Consider the following 20,683-nt stretch of genomic DNA (forward strand, 5'->3'; position numbering starts at 1 on the left):
CGAAAGGGCCTGCCCCAATCCCTAGTGGTCGAAGAAAACCAGGCTTGAGTTGATCAGTTCCGCAATGACTTCGGCATCGTAGGCGCGGCGCAGCGATTCCCGGAAGGACTCCTTGGACAGCGACCTTGCCAGGGTGGCGAGCACCTCAAGGTGGTCCGAGAATGAGCTGGCCGGGGTGGCGATGAGCAGAACAACGGTGGCCGGGCCGTCCGAGGCCCCGAAATCGAGGGCCCTGCCGTACTTGGTGATGCCGACGGCGATGGAGGTCCGGGAGACAAATTCACTGCGGGCGTGCGGGAGGCCCACGCCCCCGGGAAGCCCGGTGGCGAGCTGGTGTTCACGTGCGTTGACGTGCCCCAGGAAGCCCTCGAGGTCCGAGACGCGTCCGGCAGCGTACAGCGTCCGCGCCAGCTGGGTTGCAGCGTCTGCCTTGTTTGCCGCGTCCAGCTCCAGAATCACCATCTCCGGTGTGGTGAGTTCGGCATCGTAACGGTCCAGTGGTTCCGCCAAGTGGTGTCCCTTCAGTGAGGCCCGGAGCCCCAATTCCGCGGCGGTTGTGGTCTCAGCGCAACGGGACGATGTCTTCCACGCCCAGCCGGGCAGCATCCGCGGACTCGTCGTCCGGCTGCTGCTGGCTGAGCCGTTCGGCTTCCACCCGCGCAAGGTAATGCGTGATTTCGCTTTCCCGCTGCGCATCGCTCCAGCCAAGAACTTCTCCCATAAGCTTAGCGACTACCGGAGCGGCAGACACACCCCGGTCCCACGACTCAATGGAAATGCGGGTGCGCCGGGTCAGGACGTCGTTGACGTGCCGTGCGCCTTCGTGGGTTGCCGCGTACACGGCCTCGGCATGCAGGTAGTCGTCAGCCCCCGGCAGCGGCTCCGCGAGCTCGGGCCTCTCATGGATAAGGGCCAGCACCTCGGTAGTCATGGACCCGTAGCGGTTCAGCAGGTGCTCAACCCTCGCCACGTGCACGCCCGTTTCCTCTGCGGTGCGGTTGCGGCGGTTCCAGGCGGCCCTGAACCCGGTGGCGCCCAGCAGCGGCACGGACTCAGTGCAGCTCGGAGGAACGCGTTCGTCCATGCTGCGGCTGGCTTCATCAACGGCGTCCTTGGCCATGACCCGGTACGTGGTCCATTTGCCGCCCGCCACCACCACAAGCCCCGGCACGGGATGGGCCACGATGTGTTCGCGGGACAGCTTGGCTGTGGAGTCGTTCTCCCCGGCAAGAAGGGGCCGCAAGCCGGCGTAGACGCCTTCGACGTCCTCCCGGGTGAGCGGACGCTTGAGGACCTTGTTCACATGCTCAAGAAGGTAGTCAATGTCCTTGCTCGATGCCGCGGGATGGGCCTTGTCCAGGTGCCAGTCTGTGTCCGTGGTGCCGATGATCCAGTGCCGCCCCCACGGGATGACGAACAGCACGGATTTCTCCGTGCGCAGGATGAGGCCCACGGTCGACTGGAAGCGGTCGCGGGGCACCACCAGGTGGATCCCCTTGGAGGCGCGGACCTTGAGCTGGCCGCGCTCGGTCACCATGGCCTGGGTCTCGTCCGTCCAGACGCCCGTGGCGTTGATCACCTGTTTGGCCCGGATGTTGAAAGTGGTACCGTCCTCATGGTTGACCGCCTTGGCCCCCACCACGCGTTCACCCTCGCGGAGGAAATTTACCACCGCCACCTGGTTGACGGCGTGGGCCCCGTAATAGGCCGCGGTGCGGATGAGGTTGGCCACGTACTTGGCGTCGTCCACCTGGCCGTCGTAGTAACGGATGGAGCCCACGAAGGCGTCGTCTTTCAGGCTTGGCGCCGCCCGCAGCGTGCCGCGCCGGCTCAGGTGCTTGTGGAAGGGAACTCCGCGCTTGTGGCCTCCCGAAATGGACATGGCGTCGTACAGCGCAATGCCCGCCCCGATGTAGGGGCGTTCCAGGAACGGCTTGGTCAGCGGATACAGGAACGGAACGGGACGTGCGAGGTGGGGTGCAAGTTCGGATAGGAGCAGGCCGCGTTCCTGCAGGGCCTCCTTGACGAGCCCGAAGTCAAGCATTTCGAGGTAGCGGAGGCCGCCGTGAATCAGCTTGGAAGAGCGCGATGACGTCCCGGCCGCCCAGTCGTTTGCCTCCACGATGCCCACGTTCAGGCCTCGGGTCACTGCGTCGAGGGCGGTGCCGGTCCCTACGATCCCGCCGCCGACGACGAGGATGTCCAGTTCCTTGCCCGGCTCCGTGGTGGCCTTGAGCGCCGCGAGCGAAGCCTCCCGTGCCTCGGGCCCTAAGGCTCCCTTGCTCGCCTCTGCACCTTCAGCAAAACCGGTCATGACAGGCCTCCCTACTCGCCGACGTTGTAGATCCTTAGACTACTTCCAACCTCCGCCGATGGGCAGGGTGCGGCCAGGGCGGCAGGGGTCAGTTGCCGGCGTAGGGAGACACCACGACGTCGACCCGCTGGAATGCCTTCAGGTCCGAGTAGCCGGTGGTGGCCATGGAACGCCGCAGCGCGCCGATGAGGTTCGAGGCGCCGTTGGTGTGGTGGCCCGGGCCGAAGAGCACTTCCTCGAGCGGGCCCACGGTGCCGACGTTGACCCTGTCGCCGCGGGGAAGCTCCAGGTGGTGCGCCTCCTGGCCCCAGTGCCAGCCCCTGCCCGGCGCCTCTTCGGCGCGGGCCAGGGCGCTGCCCAGCATGACGGCGTCGGCTCCCATCGCGATCGCCTTGACGATGTCGCCCGAGGCGCCCATGCCGCCGTCGGCAATCACGTGCACGTAGCGTCCGCCGGACTCGTCCATGTAGTCGCGGCGCGCGGCAGCGACGTCGGAAATGGCGGACGCCATGGGCGAGTGGATGCCCAGCGCGCGGCGCGTGGTGGTGGTTGCGCCTCCGCCGAAGCCCACCAGCACGCCGGCCGCGCCGGTGCGCATCAGGTGCAGGGCGGGGGTGTATCCGGCGGCGCCGCCCACGATGACGGGGACGTCGAGTTCATAGATGAACTGCTTCAGGTTCAGTGGTTCGCGGTCTTTCGAAACGTGCTCTGCGGAGACCGTGGTTCCGCGGATCACAAAGATGTCGACGCCGGCCGCGAGCACGGTCTTGTAGTGCTCCTGGGTGCGCTGCGGAGTGAGGGAACCCGCCACGGTGATGCCGGCGGCGCGGATTTCCGCCAGGCGGGAGGTGATCAGGTCCGGCTGGATGGGTGCCTGGTAGAGCTCCTGCATCCGGCGGGTGACTGCGGGGCTGTTGGTCTCGTCCTCAAGCGCGGCGATCTGGTCCAGTACGGACTGTGGATCCTCATACCGGGTCCAGAGGCCCTCGAGGTCAAGGACGCCGAGTCCGCCGAGGCGCCCCAGGGCGATGGCTGTGGCGGGCGACATGGCGGAATCCATGGGCGCGGCAATGACGGGCATATCGAACTTGTAGGCATCGATCTGCCACGAGACGGAGACATCCTTGGGGTCACGCGTACGACGGTTGGGGATGATCGCGATGTCATCCAGGGAGTAGGCACGACGCCCACGCTTGCCACGGCCAATCTCAATCTCGTAAGTCACGTGACCACTTTACTTGACCTTGCGGGTTGGGGCCGATGAGGGCCAGACGGGCCAGACAGGAACTGACAGTTCACACTCTATTGACTGCTTTTGTCAACGGTTTACAGAACTTGAAAATAGACCTAAGTTAGCTCTCGGTTACCGGCTGACACGCCTGGTGGCCGCTTTTCACTCCACCCAACTTCGGGCTACCCCTGTGCCCGATGCGAGAAAGCAGATCCAATGGGAAGAGCATCAACGGCCAGGAGCACCCGCGTCCTGGCCCTATCGCTGTCGGCGGTCGTCGGCACCTTGGCCTTCACCGCTTCGCCCGCTTCCGCCAACCCTGGAGCAGCCGACAGCACCACACGCAGCACGGTGGCCGTGCAGGAGCCGGCCGCCGACGAGGCCTACACGAGGTTCATCGTGGGCTTCACGAAAGACGCGGCCAACGCCACGCCGAAGGGCAGGGCCAATGCCTGGGGCAAGGCGGCCCGGGACCAGGGCGTGAGCGTAAAGGAGCTGCGGACCCTGGCCACCGGCGGCACCCTGATCGGAGCTGACAAACCGCTCTCCGGCCAGGCCGCCGAGGATTTCATGGCTGCGATTGCTGCATCCGGGGCTGTGCATTCAGTGGAGCCCGACGCCCGCATGAGGGCGGTACTGACTCCCGACGACACCCGTTATAGCGAGCAATGGGACTTCACCGCCGCCAACGGCATGCGGATCCCGGGAGCGTGGGATGTTGCCACGGGAACCGGCGTGACCGTGGCGGTGATCGACACCGGAATCACAGCCCACCCGGACCTCGACGCCAACGTGCTCCCAGGCTATGACTTCGTCTCGGATGCCACGGCAGCACGTGACGGCAACGGCCGGGATGCCAACGCCCAGGACCAGGGCGACTGGTACGCGGCAGGCGAATGTGGACAGCCCACCGCCGGGAACTCCTCCTGGCACGGCACGCACGTGGCCGGAACCGTCGCCGCCGTCACCGCGAATGCCACCGGAGTGGCCGGCGTAGCCCCCGGATCCAAGATGGTCCCGGTGCGGGTGCTGGCCAAGTGCGGCGGATCCCTGTCGGACATCGCCGACGCCATCGTCTGGGCATCGGGCGGAACCGTTGCCGGCATCCCGGCCAACGCCAACCCCGCCAGGGTCATCAACATGAGCCTCGGCGGCTCGGGCGCATGCGGCACCACGTACCAGGCGGCCATCGACTCCGCCGTTTCCCGCGGTACCACTGTGGTGGTTGCGGCTGGCAACAGCAACCAGGATGCGTCCGGCTTCCGGCCCGCCAATTGCGGCAATGTGGTGAGCGTGGCGGCCAGTAACCCCAGCGGCACGCTGTCCTATTACTCCAACTATGGCGCCGCCGTGGACCTGACAGCCCCCGGCGGCGACGTCCGGGTGGCCGGAGGGGGCATTCTCTCCACCATCAACACCGGCACCACCACGCCCGGCGCGGCTGGCTACGCCAACTACCAGGGCACGTCCATGGCCTCCCCGCACGTGGCGGGCCTGGCGGCCCTGATGAAGTCCAAGACGGCGTCCCTCACTCCCGCGCAGGTGGAATCAACCCTGAAGCAGGGCACGCGGGCCATGCCCGGCGGCTGCACCACCGGCTGCGGGGCGGGGCTGTCCGACGCCACCAAGACCATGGGACTGCTGGGCGGAACCCCACCGCCGCCGCCGGCGGGAAACCTGCTGCTGAACCCCGGATTCGAGGATGGTGCAGTCTCCTGGACCTCCGATCATGCCGACACTTTTGAGACCGGGGCAAACGCCCGGACCGGGACCCGCTTCGCCGGCCTCAACGGCTGGGGCCAGGCAACCTCCTACAAGCTGGACCAGGCCTTCGCCGTCCCGGCGGCGGTATCCGGCGCGTCGCTGTCCTTCCACCTGAAGGTACTGTCTGACGAAACCACGCCCAACAAGGTCTACGACACGCTCAAGGTCCAGGTCATCAGCGGCGGCGTGACAACGACGCTCGCCACGTACTCCAACCTCAACAAATCCTCCGGGTATGTGCAGAAGCAACTGGATTTGAGTGCCTACAAGGGGCAGAGCGTCACGCTCAGGTTCCTGGGAGCCGAGGATTCATCCCTGCAAACGCTCTTCGCCATCGATGACACATCGGTGACCACCTCGTAGGGACGCCTTGGGTCAGGTGCCATAAGGTTCTGTCAGGTCGCCGGCCGCGCACTGCGCGGCCGGCGGTTTCCGCTCTCTGCTTTCTGCCGGAGCCGTCAGTCCGGAAGCCGACTTCAGACTCCCTCGTCCACGGTGAGCTGGGATTCGAACATTCTGAAGTAGCGGCCCCGCAGTGCCACGAGCTCCTTGTGCGTGCCCTGTTCGACGATCCTGCCGTCCTCCAGCATGTACACGATGTCTGCCTTCTCGATCGTTGCGAGGCGGTGGCTGATGGCGATGATGGTGCTGCTCCGGTCAGCGAAAAGCCGGCTGAAGATCCGGTGCTCGGCGAGGGCGTCAATGGCGGAGGTGGGCTCGTCCATCACCATGAAGGACGCGTTCCGGTAGAAGTTCCGGGCCATGGCCAGCCGCTGCCACTGGCCGCCCGACAGTCCGCTGCCCTTGCGCCCGCGCGGGTCTTCCATCCAGTTGCTCACGTGGTTGTCCAGGCCGTTGGGCAACTTGTTGATGAAGTCCAGCGCCTCGGCGTCCGCGGCCGCCCTGCGGATGCGGCCGTCGTCCCGGGGCGCGTCCACATCGCCAAGGAAGATGTTTTCCGCAGCGGTGGCGAACTCGTACTTCAGGAATTCCTGGCTCAGCACCGCCAGGTGGCGGTGCCACGAGGTGACGTCGACGGCGGCGAGGTCCACGCCGTCGAGCATTACCTGCCCCGAATCGGGCCGGTACAGCCCTGCCAGGATCCGGATCAGAGTGGACTTGCCTGCCCCGTTCTCCCCTACGATCGCGATGTGCTGGCCCTCCCGGATGGTGAGGGAAATGCCCTTGATGACCTCCAGATCACTGCCTGTGTACGTGAAACGGATATCGCGCAGCTCAACCGTTTTCGGCGCCCCCAGGACGGGCGGCGAATGGTCGGAGTGGACCGGCAGCGCCATGAACAGCTCGTAGTCCTTGAGGTTGGCGAGGTCCTCGTCGATGGAGCTCAGGGAGGAGACCAGGCTGTTGGCGGTGGACAGGGCACGGCTGACGATCTGCTGCACATAGAGGAACTGGCCCACCGGCTGGGCGCGGGCGATGATCTGGCCCACCACCCAGATCAGCGACACCACTTCCGCACCATATTGCAGGGCGTCCGCCGCGAGTTGCTTGGGAATGTAGCGCTTCTGGAAGTCGAGCCTGCGCCGTTCGTCGGCCTCGCGCAGCCGCGAGCGCAGCCCCATGAGGTAGCCGACGATCCCGTACAGTCTCATTTCGGCGATGTGCTGGGGGCGGAGCAGGTTGGTTTCAATCATTCGGCGCTGGCGGCGCGAGTCCACCTGGGTGTTCCAGTGGGCAATCTGTTCGCGGGAGAGTTTGAACTGCAGGTAGACGCTGGGAACGATCGCCACGAGCACGATCACGGCGATCCACCAGCTCACGAGCAGGAGTGCACCGATGGCCAGGATGACCGAGACGAGCTGCGTGAAGATCGCGGCGATCCGGTCCAGGACCCTGGCGTAGGAGTCGGAGAACCGCTTGGCGCGGTCGTAGAGGTCGACCGTTTCCTTATCGTCGTACCGCCAGAAGTCCAGGGCGAGGAACCGCTCGTACATGAGGTCGCCGACGATGGCGCCCACCTTGAAGCTCATCAGCTGCTGGATGTAGCGGTCCACGCTGCTGAAGCCGCCCCAGAAAAGACCGAGGGCTGCGGTGATGATGACATACACAATGGCCTGCTGCCCCGCGGCGGTGTCCCCCGTGTAGGCGGCCGCCAGCGCCGTGGTGGTGAGCGCGGCGAAGTACGTGGTCACGAGCGGCAGCACCGCCGAAATCAGGGATCCGGCCACCTTCATCACAACAGCCCCGGGCGAGGCCCGGAAACTGACCCTGAGCACCTGCGCCACGGCTCGGGCGTAGGGCCTCAGGGCAAGCCGCCGCTGGGGTTCCTTTTTCGGATTCAGCTCGACCGGGTGCCGTGGTTGGGACATGGATTCAGCCTAGTCCCGCACGGGCATCCGCCGGTTGAGCTTCGCCCCAAGCCCAACCGGCGGTGCTGCTCAGCGTGAACCGTAGTTCGGGGCCTCCACGGTCATCTGGATGTCGTGCGGGTGCGATTCCTTGAGCCCGGCCGGGGTGATGCGCACGAACTTGCCGCGGGCCTTCAGCTCGGCGATGGTCGGCGAGCCGACGTAGAACATGGTCTGGCGCAGTCCGCCCACCAGCTGGTACGCCACGGAGGCGAGCGGCCCGCGGTAGGCCACGCGGCCTTCGATGCCTTCCGGGATGAGCTTGTCATCGCCGGAGACGTCGGCCTGGAAGTAGCGGTCCTTGGAGTAGGACGTGTTCTTGCCGCGCGACTGCATGGCGCCCAGCGAGCCCATGCCGCGGTAGCTCTTGAACTGCTTGCCGTTGACGAAGATCAGCTCGCCCGGGGACTCGTCACAGCCGGCCAGCAGCGACCCGAGCATGACGGTGTCTGCACCGGCGACCAGCGCCTTGCCGATGTCGCCCGAGTACTGGAGGCCGCCGTCGGCGATCAGCGGAACGCCGGCCGGGATGGCCGCCTTGGCGGACTCGTAGATGGCGGTGATCTGGGGAACGCCCACGCCGGCCACCACGCGGGTGGTGCAGATCGATCCGGGGCCCACGCCCACCTTGATGCCGTCTGCGCCCGCGTCAATCAGGGCCTGCGCGCCCTCGCGGGTGGCGGCCTGGCCGCCGATGATGTCCACGTGCGCCGCGACCGGGTCCGACTTCAGGCGGCGGATCATGTCCAGCACGCCCTGCGAGTGGCCGTTGGCGGTGTCCACGAAGAGTGCGTCAACGCCGGCGTCCACGAGCTTCATGGCGCGTTCCCAGCCGTCGCCGAAGAAACCGATGGCGGCGCCGACGCGCAGCCTGCCTTCGTCGTCCTTGGTGGCCAGCGGGTACTGCTCGGCCTTGGTGAAGTCCTTCGTGGTGATGAGGCCCTTGAGCCGGCCCTGCTCGTCCACGAGCGGCAGCTTCTCGATCTTGTTGGTGGCCAGCTTGTGGGAGGCCTCCTCGCGGCTGATCCCCACGTGGCCGGTGACCAGCGGCATCTTGGTCATGACGTCACTGACCAGCCGGAGCGGGAAGTCCGATTCCGGCACGAAGCGGGTGTCGCGGTTGGTCACGATGCCCAGGAGCCGGTTGCCTTCGTCGACGACGGGAAGCCCGGACACCCGGTACTGCGAGCAGAGTTCGTCGAGTTCCTGCAGCGTGGCCTCGGGGCGGATGGTCAGCGGATTGGTGATCATGCCGGATTCGCTGCGCTTGACGCGGTCCACCTGGTCGGCCTGGTCATCGATCGCAAGGTTACGGTGTACCACGCCCAGGCCGCCCTGCCGGGCCATGGCGATGGCCATGCGGGATTCGGTGACGGTGTCCATGGCGGCAGAGAGCAGCGGCGTCTGGACGGTGATCCGCTTGGAGATCCGGGAGGACGTGTCGGCGTCGGACGGGATGACGTCCGTGTGGCCGGGAAGCAGCAGGACGTCGTCGTATGTCAGGCCGACGAAGCCGAAGGGGTCGTGTTCGGGCTGGGTCATGAGTGCGCCTCTTACCTTGGTCATGGGTTCACGGGTAGGGGTTGCAACTGATGACCAGCCCGTCATTACGGGACTGGCCTGTGCAGAAGTGTTGAATAAATTCTAGAACCTCAGCGGCGATCCCCATATTCCGGAACCGCAATGTGAGCAATGGCACGCGGGGCCCGGCAGCCGCCCTGGCCACGGTGCCGCTATTTCCAGCCTGTGGTGGCGAGGAGGCGCTTTTCGAACATCGGGATCATCGACTGCACATAGGTCTTGGTGAGGTGGTTGTCGTCCTTGTAGACGTACACATTGCCCACCACTGCCGGGCAGATGCCGCCGGCGCAAATGAAGTCGCTCATGTCCATGAGGTGCAGGCCGTCCACCCTGCCCCGGTAAGCGTCCAGCGGCGATGAATCCGCGAGGGACTCGCCGACCGGCGCGTTGCACTCGGGTGCCTCGGCGCCGTACTTCTGGACGCATTCGGGCATGTTGATGCTGAAGCGCGGGTTGTCCCGGATTCCCACCACGTCCATGCCCGCCTCCGTGAACGGCCTGATGCCGTCGAGGTATCCGGGAACCTCGGTCTCGAAGGGTGCTTCCTTGTGGGTCAGGGACGCCACCGTGAACACGGCATCCGGCTTGTGCTCCATCACGTAGGCAGCGCTGGCCTTGTTGAAGGCGTTGCAGTCGGCGTCGCGCTCAGGCGATTCGGCACCGAACCGGCAGTTGCCTTTCAGGAGGGCAACCACTTCCCAGCCGTGCTGCTTGGCGATGGGGCCGAGTGCGGCCATGTACTGCTGAGCGTGGGAGTCGCCGAGCACCACGATGCGCTTCTTCACGGTGTCCGGCCTGCTGTTCTGCAGGCAGCCGCTGAGCAGCGGGTCGCTGGGAACGTTGCCGTCCGTGCACAGTCCGTCGATGTCCGCCCACTCGTTCTTCATGGCGGCGGGTGCCGGAATAACGGTGGCCTCGGGCGTCGGCTTGCCGACATTTTCGGGCGCCAGCGCGGCGGCACCCGGTGTCAGCTCCCGCGGCTGCGCGGCGGCCGCCGCTTCGTCCGCGGTCAGGCGCGTCTGCCAGACGGCAACGGGACCGGCCAGCAGGGCACCGCAGGCAACAATCACGACGGCGGTGCGCCAGGCGCGCAGCTGCGGCCAGTGCCATTCACGCAGCGGTTTCTCCACGAAACGGGTGGTCAGCACGGCAAGCACCACCGAGGCGGCCACGATGGCAAGGCCCTGGACGAGGTTGGGGGAGTCGATTCCGGTGCCGGCCAGCGCCAGCACCAGGACCGGCCAATGCCACAGGTACAGCGCGTAGGAGTTGTCCCCGAGGGCCACCAGGGGCTTGGAGCTGAGCACGCGGTCCACCCCGAACCGGCTGCCGCTCTGGCCGGCAACAATGATGGCCGCAGCCGCCAGCGTGGGCCACAGGGCAATGAAGCCGGGAAAGGACCGGTCGACGGTGAGCACCAGGCCGCAGGAGATCATGGCCGCGAGCCCCGCCCAACCGAGCACGACCCGCAGGGCCTTGCCTGGTTTGAGGTAGGGCAGTGACAGCGCCAGGAGGGACCCGAGGGCGAACTCCCACAGCCGGGTCCGGGTATCAAAGTACGCATACGCCTGGTTCGTGGCGGTCTGGTCGATCGAGAAGATGAGGGAGGCAATGAAGATGCCGCTGAAGGCGACCATCAGGACCAGCCGGTAACTGACGTTCCGGCGGCGCTGCAGAAGCCTCCACACGAGGGCGGCGCCGGCGAAGATGAGGGGCCAGAGAATGAAGACCTGGCCCTGGATGGACAAGGACCAGAAGTGCTGCAGCGGGCTCGCCCCGGCGTGGTCCTGCGCGTAGTAGTCCACGGCAGTCTCCGCCAGCAGCCAGTTCTGCCGGTAAAGCAGGGAAGCCCATGCTTCGTTAAGGACGTCGGGCCAGCGGCTTTGCGGGATGACCAGCCAGGTGCCCGCAAGAACACCGAGGATCACCACCACCACAGCGGGAATCAGCCGTTTGAAGAGGTGCAGCCAGTGGCTCACCAGGCGCAGGGGCTTCCCGGCCTCCACTTTCCGTACGAACGACAGGGTCAGCAGGAACGCGGAAATCAGCAGGAAGATGTCCACGCCGCCGGAGACCCGGCCGAGCCACACGTGGTACGTGACCACCATGAGCACGGCCAAGGCGCGGAGGCCCTGGACTTCGGGTCGGTACCCCGACTGGGCCTTCACCCGGGCAGCCCGCGGTTCCCGGTGTGACTCGAGGTCAGGTTCCCGGTGCGGCGGGTCAATCGTTCTCGCTGCTGACACGGCAACCTTTCGAAAAGCGGCGGCACAAAGCATCCATGTTACCAATTCGTGATCTTTCAGACCAATCGGCAGCGCCGGTGTGACTAGTCTTGCAAGGAGGCGAAGGGAGTGTCCGGTGATCGTACAGATGCGCGTCTGCGTGCCGGCCGAGCTGTCCAAACTCGCGGCAGATTGTTGTCAGCAGCAGGCCGGGGTGGCGGAGGTCGCCCTGCACTCCGGAGCCTCGGTGCTGCCCAAAGGTGACGTCATCGTGGTGCAGGTCGCCCGGGAATCGGTGGAGGAGCTGATGGAGAAGCTCCGGGCCCTGGACGTCGACACGATGGGGTCCGTTGCCGCCTCGATCCCGGAGTTTGTCCTGTCCAGTCGGGCGGATACGGCTGAGGAAGCCGCGCCCGGGGAGGGCTCCGACTCGGTCGTTTGGGACGAGGTTTCCCGCCAGACGGGTGAGGAATCCAGGCTCAGCTGGAGCTTTCTGACGTTCCTCGTGCTGGCCACGCTGCTCGCCGCGATCGGCATTGTCACAGACTCCACCATCGCGATCGTCGGCGCCATGGCGGTGGGGCCGGAATTCGGACCGCTCGCCGCGCTGGCAGTCTCCGTTGTACGGGGGAACTGGCGGCTGGGACGCCGGGCGGCACTTGCCCTCGGCGTCGGCTTCCCCGCCGCGATGCTCATCACGGCGCTGGTCACCTGGCTATCGCTCCCCGCGGGTCTCTTTCCCCGCGACGTCCTGGACCGGGCGTCATCGGCCGAGTTCATTTATCACCCTGGTCCGTTCTCCCTGATCGTGGCCGTCCTCGCCGGCGCTGCGGGAATGCTTTCGGTGATAAGCAGGCGTTCGGCTGCGCTGGTTGGCGTCTTCATTTCCGTCACCACTGTGCCGGCGGCGGGTTTCGTCGCCGTGGCCCTTGTTCTGGGCGAGTTCGCAAAGGCCGCCGGCTCGGCGCTGCAGCTGCTGGTGAACCTGGGCGGAATCGCGGCGGCCGCCGTCGCCGTCCTGTACTTCTACCGCCTGGTGACGAAGCGGCTGCCCGACGGCACCGCGTCACGGTTGCGGCGGCAGGCCCTCCGCGCCCGGCGTTAGGGCGGCAGCGCCACGGCACACCCGAGCGAATGCGGGCATTGGACACGAAAAAGGGGCCGGTCCAGCAGCAGCTGGTCCGGCCCCTTACAAGGCGCGTTGAGTGCGGTACAGCCTAGTGGCTGTGGCCCGCGTGCTCTTCCTCGTCGGCAGGCTTCTCCACCACGAGGGTCTCGGTGGTGAGAACCAGCGCGGCGATGGAGGCCGCGTTGCGCAGGGCTGCGCGGGTGACCTTGACGGGGTCAATGACGCCCGCCGCGATCAGGTCGACGTACTCGCCGGTCTTGGCGTTGAAACCGCCGTTGGTGTCCTGCTCGGCAACCTTGGCAGCTACCACGTAGCCGTCGAAGCCGGCGTTCTGGGCGATCCAGCGCAGCGGCTGGACCAGGGCGCGGCGGACGATGCCCACAGCAGCGGCTGCGTCACCCTCGAGCGCGGTGACGGCCGGATCCTCATCCAGGGCCTTCAGCGCATGGATCAGCGCGGAACCGCCGCCGGCCACGATGCCCTCTTCGAGAGCGGCGCGGGTGGAGGACACTGCATCTTCGATGCGGTGCTTCTTTTCCTTCAGCTCAACCTCGGTGGCTGCGCCGACCTTGATCACGCCGATGCCGCCGGCAAGCTTGGCCAGGCGTTCCTGGAGCTTTTCCTTGTCCCAGTCGGAGTCGGTGCGGGTCAGCTCGGCGCGCAGCTGCGCGACGCGTGCAGCGACGTCCTCAGCCGAGCCCGCGCCGTCGACGATGGTGGTGCTGTCCTTGGTGACCGTGATGCGGCGGGCAGTGCCCAGCACCTCGAGGCCAACGGAATCCAGGCTCAGGCCCAGTTCCGGGGAAACAACCTGCGCACCCGTCAGGGTGGCGATGTCCTGCAGCATGGCCTTGCGGCGGTCGCCGAAGCCCGGAGCCTTGACGGCAACCACGTTCAGCGTGCCGCGGATGCGGTTGACGATCAGCGTGGACAGGGCCTCGCCGTCGACGTCCTCAGCGATGATGAACAGCGGCTTGGAGCTCTGCAGCGCCTTCTCCAGCAGCGGCAGGAATTCCTGGACCGAGGAGATCTTGCCCTGGTTGATCAGGATGAGGGCGTCTTCGAGGACTGCTTCCTGGCGTTCCGCGTCGGTGACGAAGTACGGGGACAGGTAGCCCTTGTCGAACTGCATGCCCTCAGTGAGGACCAGTTCGGTCTGCGTGGTGGAGGATTCCTCGATGGTGATCACACCATCCTTGCCGACCTTGCCGAATGCCTCGGCGAGGAGCTCGCCGATCTCGTCGCTCTGTGCCGAGATGGCAGCGACGTTGGCAACCTGGGTGCCTTCGACCGGGCGGGCGTTCTCGAGCAGGCGGGCAGCAACGGCTTCCACGGAAACCTCGATGCCGCGCTTGATCTGGCCGGGAGCGGCGCCTGCGGCAACGTTGCGCAGGCCTTCCTTGACCAGTGCCTGTGCCAGGACGGTGGCGGTGGTGGTGCCGTCACCGGCGACGTCGTTCGTCTTGGTGGCGACTTCCTTGGCCAGCTGGGCGCCAAGGTTCTCGTACGGGTCATCCAGTTCGACTTCACGGGCGATGGTCACGCCGTCGTTCGTGATGGTGGGAGCGCCCCACTTCTTGTCCAGCACGACGTTGCGGCCGCGCGGGCCGAGCGTCACCTTGACCGTGTTGGCGAGCTTGTCGATGCCGGCTTCAAGCGACCGGCGGGCAGCGTCGTTAAACGCAAGCTGCTTTGCCATGGTTTTGTCCTTTCAAGACAGAAACCCCGCGCCGCTGACCCTGTCAGACATGCATCAGACGGATCGGCGGCGCGGGGGTCCAGAGTTACTTAACGACGATCGCCAGAACGTCGCGGGCGGACAGCACGAGGTACTCGGTGCCGCCGGTCTTGACTTCGGTTCCGCCGTACTTGGAGTAGATAACGACGTCGCCAATGGTTACGTCGATCGGGACGCGGTTGCCGTTGTCATCGAAGCGGCCGGGTCCTACTGCAACAACTTCGCCTTCCTGGGGCTTCTCCTGCGCGGAGTCCGGGATGACCAGGCCGGAAGCCGTGGTCTGCTCGGCTTCGAGCGGGCGGACAACAATACGATCCTCAAGAGGCTTAATAGAGACCGACACTCGGACCTCTCCTTTTCGTCAGCAAATTCATGGACAGTAAAACTGTGCCAAGGCGGCAGACCGTCGTCGCGGTGCCGGCAGCAGCCAGGCTGGCAGTTCTTCATGTGTTAGCACCCTCCTAGGGAGAGTGCTAATGACGACTCTATGTAAGTGGTTAGCACTCGGTCAAGGTGAGTGCCAGAATTTCGTCTCCGGTGAACAGCCGGCGGGGTGCCGCCAAGAGCCGTCAGGGGCCGGCCGGCAGCAGCCGGCGGTCAGCGGCCGGCGAGATCGTCGAAGCCCAGGTCCTCGTCGTCTTCCGCGTCCGCCGCTGCGTTTTTCCGCTGAAGGAACAGCACGACGGCGGAAGCGGCAGCCACCAGCAGCGAGACGATCAGGAACACCACGCCGCCAACATGGGCGCCGGAGTACAGTTCCCGGATCTGGCGGGCTTCATCGGTGGCGTCACTGATGTTCTTGCCGCCCACCGAATAGACGGTGGCGTTGAAGGAGTCCAGGAGAAAGATGATCACCAGCAGGACGGTGCAGACGACGGCGGCAACAGCGCCGGCGATCAGGGCCGGCCGCGCGTACCGGACCACTCGCGCGTCCCGGACCAGATCGGCGGGGCTTCTGGTGGGCTGGTCAGGACTGTTCGTTGCGCTGGATTCCATTCAGACCACCCTATCGGCAACAGTGCCGGCGGGCCCCTCCACTAGGCTTGACTCCATGTCTGAAGCACCGCAGGACCAGATCGCCCACCTCCTCACCGAGGAAGGGTGGGAGCTCCTGGCGTCGCTGGGACCGTACCGGGAAGACCAGTCCTTCGCGCTCAACTCCAGCCTCCGCAAGGCGGGGCACTCCCCCGAACTCGTCTCCGCAGTGCTGACGCAGTCCCGGCTGCGCACCAAAGCTGAAGGCAAGTTCGGCGAGTTCGCCCGGCAGATGCTGTTCACCCAGGCGGGCCTTGAACAGGCCACGCGGCTCACCGTCGCGGCCCGGCACGCCCAGCGCTTCGCCGAGGCAGGTGTCAGGCACGTGGCCGACCTCGGCTGCGGCCTCGGCGCGGATTCCATGGCACTGGCGTCCCTCGATATTGCGGTGACGGCCGTGGAGGTGGACGAGACCACCGCCGCCTGCGCCACGATCAACCTCATTCCCTTCCCGCACGCCACCGTGGTGCACTCGGACGCCACTTCGGTTCCGCTCGGCGACGAGGACGGCGTCTGGCTGGATCCTGCCCGGCGCACCACGTCCACCTCCGGAACCACTCGGATCTGGGATCCCGAGGCCTTTTCGCCTCCGTTGTCCTTCGCGGAGTCGCTCGCCGCTTCCGGGCGCGCCGTCGGCGTCAAGATGGGGCCCGGCATGCCGCACGACTCCGTGCCCCGGGGCTGCGAAGCGCAGTGGGTTTCGGTGGGCGGCGACGTCACCGAGGTGGCGCTGTGGTTCAACGCTGTGGCGCGCCCCGGCATCCGGCGGGCAGCGCTGCTCATCGGGCCCCAGGGGGCGGCCGAGCTCACCAGCGCGGAAGAGTTCGACGGCGGACCGGCTGCACCCGTGGGACCGGTGGAGGGCTATCTGTACGAACCGGACGGCGCCGTGATCCGCGCCGGGCTCGTGGCCGACCTTGCCCTCGAGCTGGGAGGACACCTGGTGGACGAGCACATCGCCTACATCTGCGCCCCGAACCTCTTGGACACGCCCTTCGCGCGGGCCTACAGGGTCCGGGAGGTCATGCCCTACAACGTGAAGGCGCTCAAGGCGTGGGTCAAGCAGAACGGCATCGGCGTGCTGGACATCAAGAAGCGGGGCACGTCCGTCACCCCCGAGGAGCTGCGGAAGCAGCTGCTCGGGTCAAAGCCCGGCGGGAAAAGCGCCGGCAAGAAAACAGCCACCCTGGTCCTCACCCGGATCGGGGAGGAACGGGTGGCCGTCTCGGTAGAGCCGCTGTAAGCCGCCGGCGCTGAACCGCGAGCGGCTATTGCCGCGCCTGACTTGCTACTGCGCGCGGACGAACGCCTCGGCGTCGCGCACCTGCTGGTCGGTGGGGCGGATGCCGGTGTACAGCACAAACTGCTCCAGCGCCTGGATAGTGGCCACCTCCGCACCGGTAATGACCGCCTTGCCCGCCGCGCGGGCCGCCTTGATGAGCGGCGTCTCCGGCGGTAAAGCCACGACGTCGAACACCACATTGGCGGCCTCGATGGCCTCAGCGGGGAAGGACAGTGATTCGGCGTCCGGCCCGCCGGCCATGCCAACAGGGGTGACGTTGATGATCATGTCCGCCGTGGCACCCGGCCCGGTGCCAAGGTCCGCGCGCCAGGCAAAGCCGTACAGATCCGCGAGCGCGCGGCCGGCGGCCTCGTTCCGGGCGATGATGGTGACGTCCTTGAAGCCCGCATCGCGCAGCGCCGCGGCAGTGGCCTTGGCCATTCCGCCGGCCCCCTTGAGCAGCACCGAGTACCCGGCCGGCACCGCGTTGCGCTCGAGCAGCTGCTCAATCGCCGTGTAGTCCGTGTTGTAGGCAGTCAGCCGGCCGGCGTCGTTGACGATGGTGTTGACCGAATCGATCGCTTTGGCCGACGGGTCCATCACGTCCACGAGGGCGATCACGTCTTCCTTGTACGGCATGGAAACGGCGCAGCCCCGGATTCCCAGGCCGCGGACCCCGGCGATGGCCTGGGCCAGGTCGGTGGGAGCAAAGGCCTTGTAGATCCAGTTCAGGCCAAGCTGGTCGTACAGGTAGTTGTGGAAGCGCGTCCCGTTGTTGCTCGGCCGGGCCGAGAGGGAGATGCAAAGGGTCATGTCTTTGTTCAGAATCGGCACTCCTCCATTAAACGGTCGCGCTGCGGTGCGGTCACTCCGGCGGGCCGTGCGGTCGCGGATTCCTTCTTTTGTGACGCGGCCTTGGTGACACGTCCTTTTGTGACACGACGTCAGCGGCAGCCGGTACCGGCGCGGTAGGTTCCGACGGCGGCCGGCAACTTTCCGGTGGCCGGAGCCTTGCCCGCCAAGACGGCCAGGAGGGCCTTGAACGCGGCGGGCGTCCTGCCGTACAAGGCGATCTTGGTGGGCGCGGCGGAACGGGCGAGGGGCCAGGGCGCGTCCAGGGCCACGGCAATGTCCCCGCCCACCGGAACGCCGCCGTATCCGATGAGGTTGACCAACGGTCCCGCCCCCAGCGTGATTCCCTGGGCCTGGGCGGCAGCGGCAAAGCGGGCCCTGTCCCCCGCCGTGCCTCCGGTCACGCGGACGCGGCCCGCCACGTGCGCTCCGCTGCACTGTCCGGTGAGAACGGTGACGGCCAGGGCGGAGACTCTGGCCGACAGGCCCTCGCCGCTGCCCGGAGCCGCAGCAGGATGTTTCGGCTTGGTACGCCCTTGCCAGATCATCATGGTCACCACACGACGCGCGGCCTCATCCAGGCGTGCCGGCGGCAGCCTTCCGGTATCGACGGCACTGACGATGGCGGCATGGGCGGCGTTCACATCCGCCGGCATCAGCAGCAGATCGGCGCCCGCCGCCAGTGCTGCAGGGGCCGCAGAGCCGTGCCGGTAGCGGCCAATCACTGCGCCCATGTTCAGCGCGTCCGTGACGGCCACTCCCTTGAACCCGATTCCCCGCAGGGCCGCGTAGGTCACTTTCGAGATCGACGCCGGCACTCCAGGCTCCAGGGCAGGAACGGCAATGTGCCCGGTCATGATCATCGGGGAACCTGCCGCAACAGCGGCCTGGAAGGGCTTCCAGTCCCTGGCCTTCAGCTGGGCCAATGTGGCCTTCTGGACCGGCATGTCCTTGTGCGAATCGGACGTCACCGAGCCATGCCCCGGAAAGTGCTTGGCGGCCGGGAGCACACCGGCCGCCAGCATGCCCTTGGAGAAGCCGACGCTCAGGTTTGCCACAGCACGGGGATCTGCGGACAGGGACCGCGCCCCGATGGTGGGATCGGCGGGACCTATGGTCGCATCGGCGTCGGGAGCGAAGCCCACCGTGAAACCAACGCCCGCGAGTTCCGCCGCCAGCCCGGCGCCGGCCTGTGTTGCCAGGGGGACGCTGCCGGCCGCACCGTAGCTCATGGGGGACGGCCAGCCGGTAAGCGGAGCACCCACCCGTTGCACCATTCCCCCTTCCTGGTCCACGCCGATCAGGCCCGGCCAGGTGCGTCCGCCGGACCGCGAAGCCGCATCCAGCCGACGGGTCGCGGCCGTCAGCGCAGGCACGTCAACCAGCCCCGTGGCAGTTCCGGGCACGTTATCAGCCATGATCATTGATCCGGAGAGATGTAACCGCTCAACCGTGGCCGCCTGGGCCCCGTGGTCGAGGCCGGCAAAGGACGGCAGGAGCACCTGCCCGGCCTTCTCGCTCACCGTCATCTTCGCGACGGCGGCGGTCGCCGCCTCGAGGTCACGCTGCTGCGGCCCCCAGCCCAGCGGCGCCGTTGCCTGCTTGCCTTTAGCCCCCTTCGGTGCGGAGGAAGCGGGAGGGGGCGGGGCCGGCGTCGGGGATTCTTCCCGAGCCGGAGAAGCAGGCGCCTTCGGGGCAGCGGCACTCGAGGGAGGCGGCGACGGCGGGGCCGTGCAGGACGCCAGGGCGAGCAGCACCGCGAGGGCCGCAGCCGTCCGGGCGGGCCTGTGGGGGGCGGGTCCGTCATTGGTGTGTTGGTAGGAGGAGGTCTTGTGAAAACTGTCACGCGCTGTCTGTAACCAAGCCATCATCTCGATGCTACCCCTGCACTAGACTTGAAAGACCGTTCCCTGCCAGCCGTTCTGCCAGAAACGGCCACCACGGGACAGCAGACACGGCGCAGCAGAACAGCGAGAGGAACACATGAAGATTGATTTCGCTTCATCCAGGCAATCAACTCTTGGTGTGGAATGGGAACTCGCCCTGGTTGATGCGCAGACCGGCGAATTGGCGTCCGTGGCGAACGAGGTCCTGCGTGGGGTTTCCGCCAACCACCCCGAACTGAATGAGGACGACGAACACCCCCACATCAAGCAGGAGCTGCTCCTGAACACCGTGGAGCTGGTCACCGGGATCTGCGAGACTGCCGCGGAAGCCAAAGAAGACCTTACCCGGTCCCTGGCCGCCGTCCGCGAAGTCACCGATCCCATGGGCGTGGAAGTCTTCTCCGCAGGCAGCCATCCTTTCAGCCCGCCCCAGCTGCAGCCGGTCACGGACAAGGAACGGTATGCCAAGCTGATCGACCGCACGCAGTGGTGGGGCCGCCAAATGGTGATCTACGGCGTTCATGTGCACGTGGGCCTTGACCGCCGCGAGAAGGTCCTCCCCGTGCTGGACGGCCTGGTCAACTACTTTCCGCACTTCCAGTCGCTGTCCGCCTCCAGCCCGTTCTGGGGCGGCGAGGACACCGGATACGCCTCCCACCGCGCCCTCATGTTCCAGCAGCTTCCGACGGCGGGGCTGCCGTTCCAGTTCCGCTCGTGGGAAGAATATGAGTCCTATGTCCAGGACATGTTCACCACCGGCGTGATCGACACCCTTTCCGAAATCCGCTGGGACATCCGGCCGGTGCCGAACCTCGGCACCGTCGAGATGCGCATCTGCGACGGCCTGGCCACCCTTGAAGAGGTGGGCGCCGTCGCAGCCCTGACGCAGTGCCTGGTGCATGAGTTCTCCACCACGCTGGACAACGGCGGAACCATTCCCACCATGCCGCCGTGGCACGTCCAGGAAAACAAGTGGCGCGCTGCCCGGTACGGCATGGAAGCGATCATCATCCTGGACGCCCAGGGCAATGAGCGCCTGGTCACCGAGCACCTGCTGGAAACCCTGAACCGGCTCGAGCCCATCGCCGCCAGGCTGGGCTGCCCCGACGAGCTGGCCGACGTCGAAAAAATCATCAGCCGCGGAGCCGGCTACCAGCGCCAGCGGCGGGTGGCCGCGGAAAACGGCGGAAACCTCCAGGCCGTGGTGCTGGACCTGGTCAAGCAGATGCGGAACGGGCCCACGGCCTAAGCGCGGCCCGCCCCGTCGACGACCCCGC

15 protein-coding genes are annotated in these 20,683 nt (G+C 66.6%); 4 read left to right on the plus strand and 11 right to left on the minus strand.

Annotation, left to right across the window (positions count from 1 at the left end; translation table 11 throughout):
* Nucleotides 1-21 precede the first annotated feature (21 nt).
* The 3 genes from CXQ90_RS02115 to CXQ90_RS02125 form a co-directional block, all read right to left on the minus strand.
* Nucleotides 22-510: a PTS sugar transporter subunit IIA gene (locus CXQ90_RS02115; RefSeq protein WP_104136593.1), complete on the minus strand. Its 489-nt coding sequence runs from the start codon at nt 508-510 to the stop codon at nt 22-24.
* A gap of 52 nt (nt 511-562) precedes the next feature.
* Entirely contained in the window at nt 563-2,314 is a 1,752-nt protein-coding gene (locus CXQ90_RS02120; protein ID WP_104136595.1) for a glycerol-3-phosphate dehydrogenase/oxidase, read from the minus strand.
* 88 nt (nt 2,315-2,402) lie between these two features.
* Nucleotides 2,403-3,539 (minus strand): GuaB3 family IMP dehydrogenase-related protein, encoded by a 1,137-nt coding sequence (locus CXQ90_RS02125; RefSeq protein ID WP_104136596.1) that lies wholly within the window; start codon nt 3,537-3,539, stop codon nt 2,403-2,405.
* 222 nt (nt 3,540-3,761) lie between these two features.
* On the opposite strand from CXQ90_RS02125, the gene CXQ90_RS02130 reads away from it, so the two are divergent.
* Complete coding sequence (locus CXQ90_RS02130; protein ID WP_104136598.1) at nt 3,762-5,672, plus strand: S8 family peptidase; 1,911 nt, start codon at nt 3,762-3,764, stop codon at nt 5,670-5,672.
* Nucleotides 5,673-5,785: 113 nt separating this feature from the next.
* Here the strand turns inward: CXQ90_RS02130 and CXQ90_RS02135 are convergent, their stop codons facing one another.
* The 3 genes from CXQ90_RS02135 to CXQ90_RS02145 form a co-directional block, all read right to left on the minus strand.
* A complete protein-coding gene (locus tag CXQ90_RS02135; RefSeq protein WP_104136599.1) occupies nt 5,786-7,639 on the minus strand; it encodes an ABC transporter ATP-binding protein in 1,854 nt (617 codons plus the stop codon).
* A 69-nt stretch (nt 7,640-7,708) separates the two neighbouring features.
* Nucleotides 7,709-9,220: an IMP dehydrogenase gene (gene guaB / locus CXQ90_RS02140; RefSeq protein ID WP_104136600.1), complete on the minus strand. Its 1,512-nt coding sequence runs from the start codon at nt 9,218-9,220 to the stop codon at nt 7,709-7,711.
* 191 nt (nt 9,221-9,411) lie between these two features.
* Nucleotides 9,412-11,427, minus strand: a complete 2,016-nt coding sequence (locus CXQ90_RS02145) for an acyltransferase family protein (RefSeq protein ID WP_104136885.1) — start codon at nt 11,425-11,427, stop codon at nt 9,412-9,414.
* Between the two features lie 193 nt (nt 11,428-11,620).
* Here CXQ90_RS02145 and CXQ90_RS02150 point away from each other — a divergent pair, with 193 nt between their 5' ends.
* Nucleotides 11,621-12,589, plus strand: coding sequence for a DUF389 domain-containing protein (locus CXQ90_RS02150; RefSeq protein WP_258064318.1), 969 nt, complete (start codon nt 11,621-11,623; stop codon nt 12,587-12,589).
* 112 nt (nt 12,590-12,701) lie between these two features.
* Here CXQ90_RS02150 and groL read toward each other — a convergent pair whose 3' ends face one another.
* The 3 genes from groL to CXQ90_RS02165 form a co-directional block, all read right to left on the minus strand.
* Nucleotides 12,702-14,312, minus strand: coding sequence for a chaperonin GroEL (gene groL, locus CXQ90_RS02155; protein ID WP_104136602.1), 1,611 nt, complete (start codon nt 14,310-14,312; stop codon nt 12,702-12,704).
* 85 nt (nt 14,313-14,397) lie between these two features.
* Complete coding sequence (gene groES, locus CXQ90_RS02160; protein ID WP_069949240.1) at nt 14,398-14,694, minus strand: co-chaperone GroES; 297 nt, start codon at nt 14,692-14,694, stop codon at nt 14,398-14,400.
* Nucleotides 14,695-14,948: 254 nt separating this feature from the next.
* Nucleotides 14,949-15,347, minus strand: a complete 399-nt coding sequence (locus tag CXQ90_RS02165) for a hypothetical protein (RefSeq protein WP_258064319.1) — start codon at nt 15,345-15,347, stop codon at nt 14,949-14,951.
* A 55-nt stretch (nt 15,348-15,402) separates the two neighbouring features.
* Between CXQ90_RS02165 and CXQ90_RS02170 the strand changes: the two genes are divergently transcribed.
* Nucleotides 15,403-16,629: a class I SAM-dependent methyltransferase gene (locus CXQ90_RS02170; protein ID WP_104136604.1), complete on the plus strand. Its 1,227-nt coding sequence runs from the start codon at nt 15,403-15,405 to the stop codon at nt 16,627-16,629.
* 45 nt (nt 16,630-16,674) lie between these two features.
* Here the strand turns inward: CXQ90_RS02170 and CXQ90_RS02175 are convergent, their stop codons facing one another.
* Together CXQ90_RS02175 and CXQ90_RS02180 are read right to left on the minus strand one after the other, a co-directional pair.
* Entirely contained in the window at nt 16,675-17,502 is an 828-nt protein-coding gene (locus tag CXQ90_RS02175) for a shikimate 5-dehydrogenase (RefSeq protein ID WP_258064320.1), read from the minus strand.
* A gap of 110 nt (nt 17,503-17,612) precedes the next feature.
* Nucleotides 17,613-19,388 carry a glycoside hydrolase family 3 N-terminal domain-containing protein gene (locus tag CXQ90_RS02180; RefSeq protein ID WP_308470536.1) on the minus strand — a complete coding sequence of 592 codons (1,776 nt, stop codon included), beginning with the start codon at nt 19,386-19,388 and terminating at the stop codon, nt 17,613-17,615.
* A gap of 115 nt (nt 19,389-19,503) precedes the next feature.
* On the opposite strand from CXQ90_RS02180, the gene CXQ90_RS02185 reads away from it, so the two are divergent.
* On the plus strand, nt 19,504-20,655 hold the full coding sequence (locus tag CXQ90_RS02185; RefSeq protein WP_104136607.1) for a glutamate--cysteine ligase: 1,152 nt from the start codon (nt 19,504-19,506) through the stop codon (nt 20,653-20,655).
* Nucleotides 20,656-20,683: the final 28 nt, after the last annotated feature.

Origin of the sequence: Arthrobacter sp. ZGTC131 (assembly GCF_002929275.1) — a bacterium.
Classification (GTDB): Bacteria; Actinomycetota; Actinomycetes; order Actinomycetales; family Micrococcaceae; genus Arthrobacter.

Excerpts from the sequence above, each read along its gene's own strand:
- CXQ90_RS02120 (WP_104136595.1), bottom strand. The coding sequence starts at position 2,314 with ATGACCGGTTTTGCTGAAGGTGCAGAGGCGAGCAAGGGAGCCTTAGGG.
- CXQ90_RS02130 (WP_104136598.1), top strand. The coding sequence starts at position 3,762 with ATGGGAAGAGCATCAACGGCCAGGAGCACCCGCGTCCTGGCCCTATCG.
- CXQ90_RS02135 (WP_104136599.1), bottom strand. The coding sequence starts at position 7,639 with ATGTCCCAACCACGGCACCCGGTCGAGCTGAATCCGAAAAAGGAACCC.
- guaB (WP_104136600.1), bottom strand. The coding sequence starts at position 9,220 with ATGACCCAGCCCGAACACGACCCCTTCGGCTTCGTCGGCCTGACATAC.
- groL (WP_104136602.1), bottom strand. The coding sequence starts at position 14,312 with ATGGCAAAGCAGCTTGCGTTTAACGACGCTGCCCGCCGGTCGCTTGAA.
- CXQ90_RS02165 (WP_258064319.1), bottom strand. The coding sequence starts at position 15,347 with ATGGAATCCAGCGCAACGAACAGTCCTGACCAGCCCACCAGAAGCCCC.
- CXQ90_RS02170 (WP_104136604.1), top strand. The coding sequence starts at position 15,403 with ATGTCTGAAGCACCGCAGGACCAGATCGCCCACCTCCTCACCGAGGAA.
- CXQ90_RS02180 (WP_308470536.1), bottom strand. The coding sequence starts at position 19,388 with ATGGCTTGGTTACAGACAGCGCGTGACAGTTTTCACAAGACCTCCTCC.
- CXQ90_RS02185 (WP_104136607.1), top strand. The coding sequence starts at position 19,504 with ATGAAGATTGATTTCGCTTCATCCAGGCAATCAACTCTTGGTGTGGAA.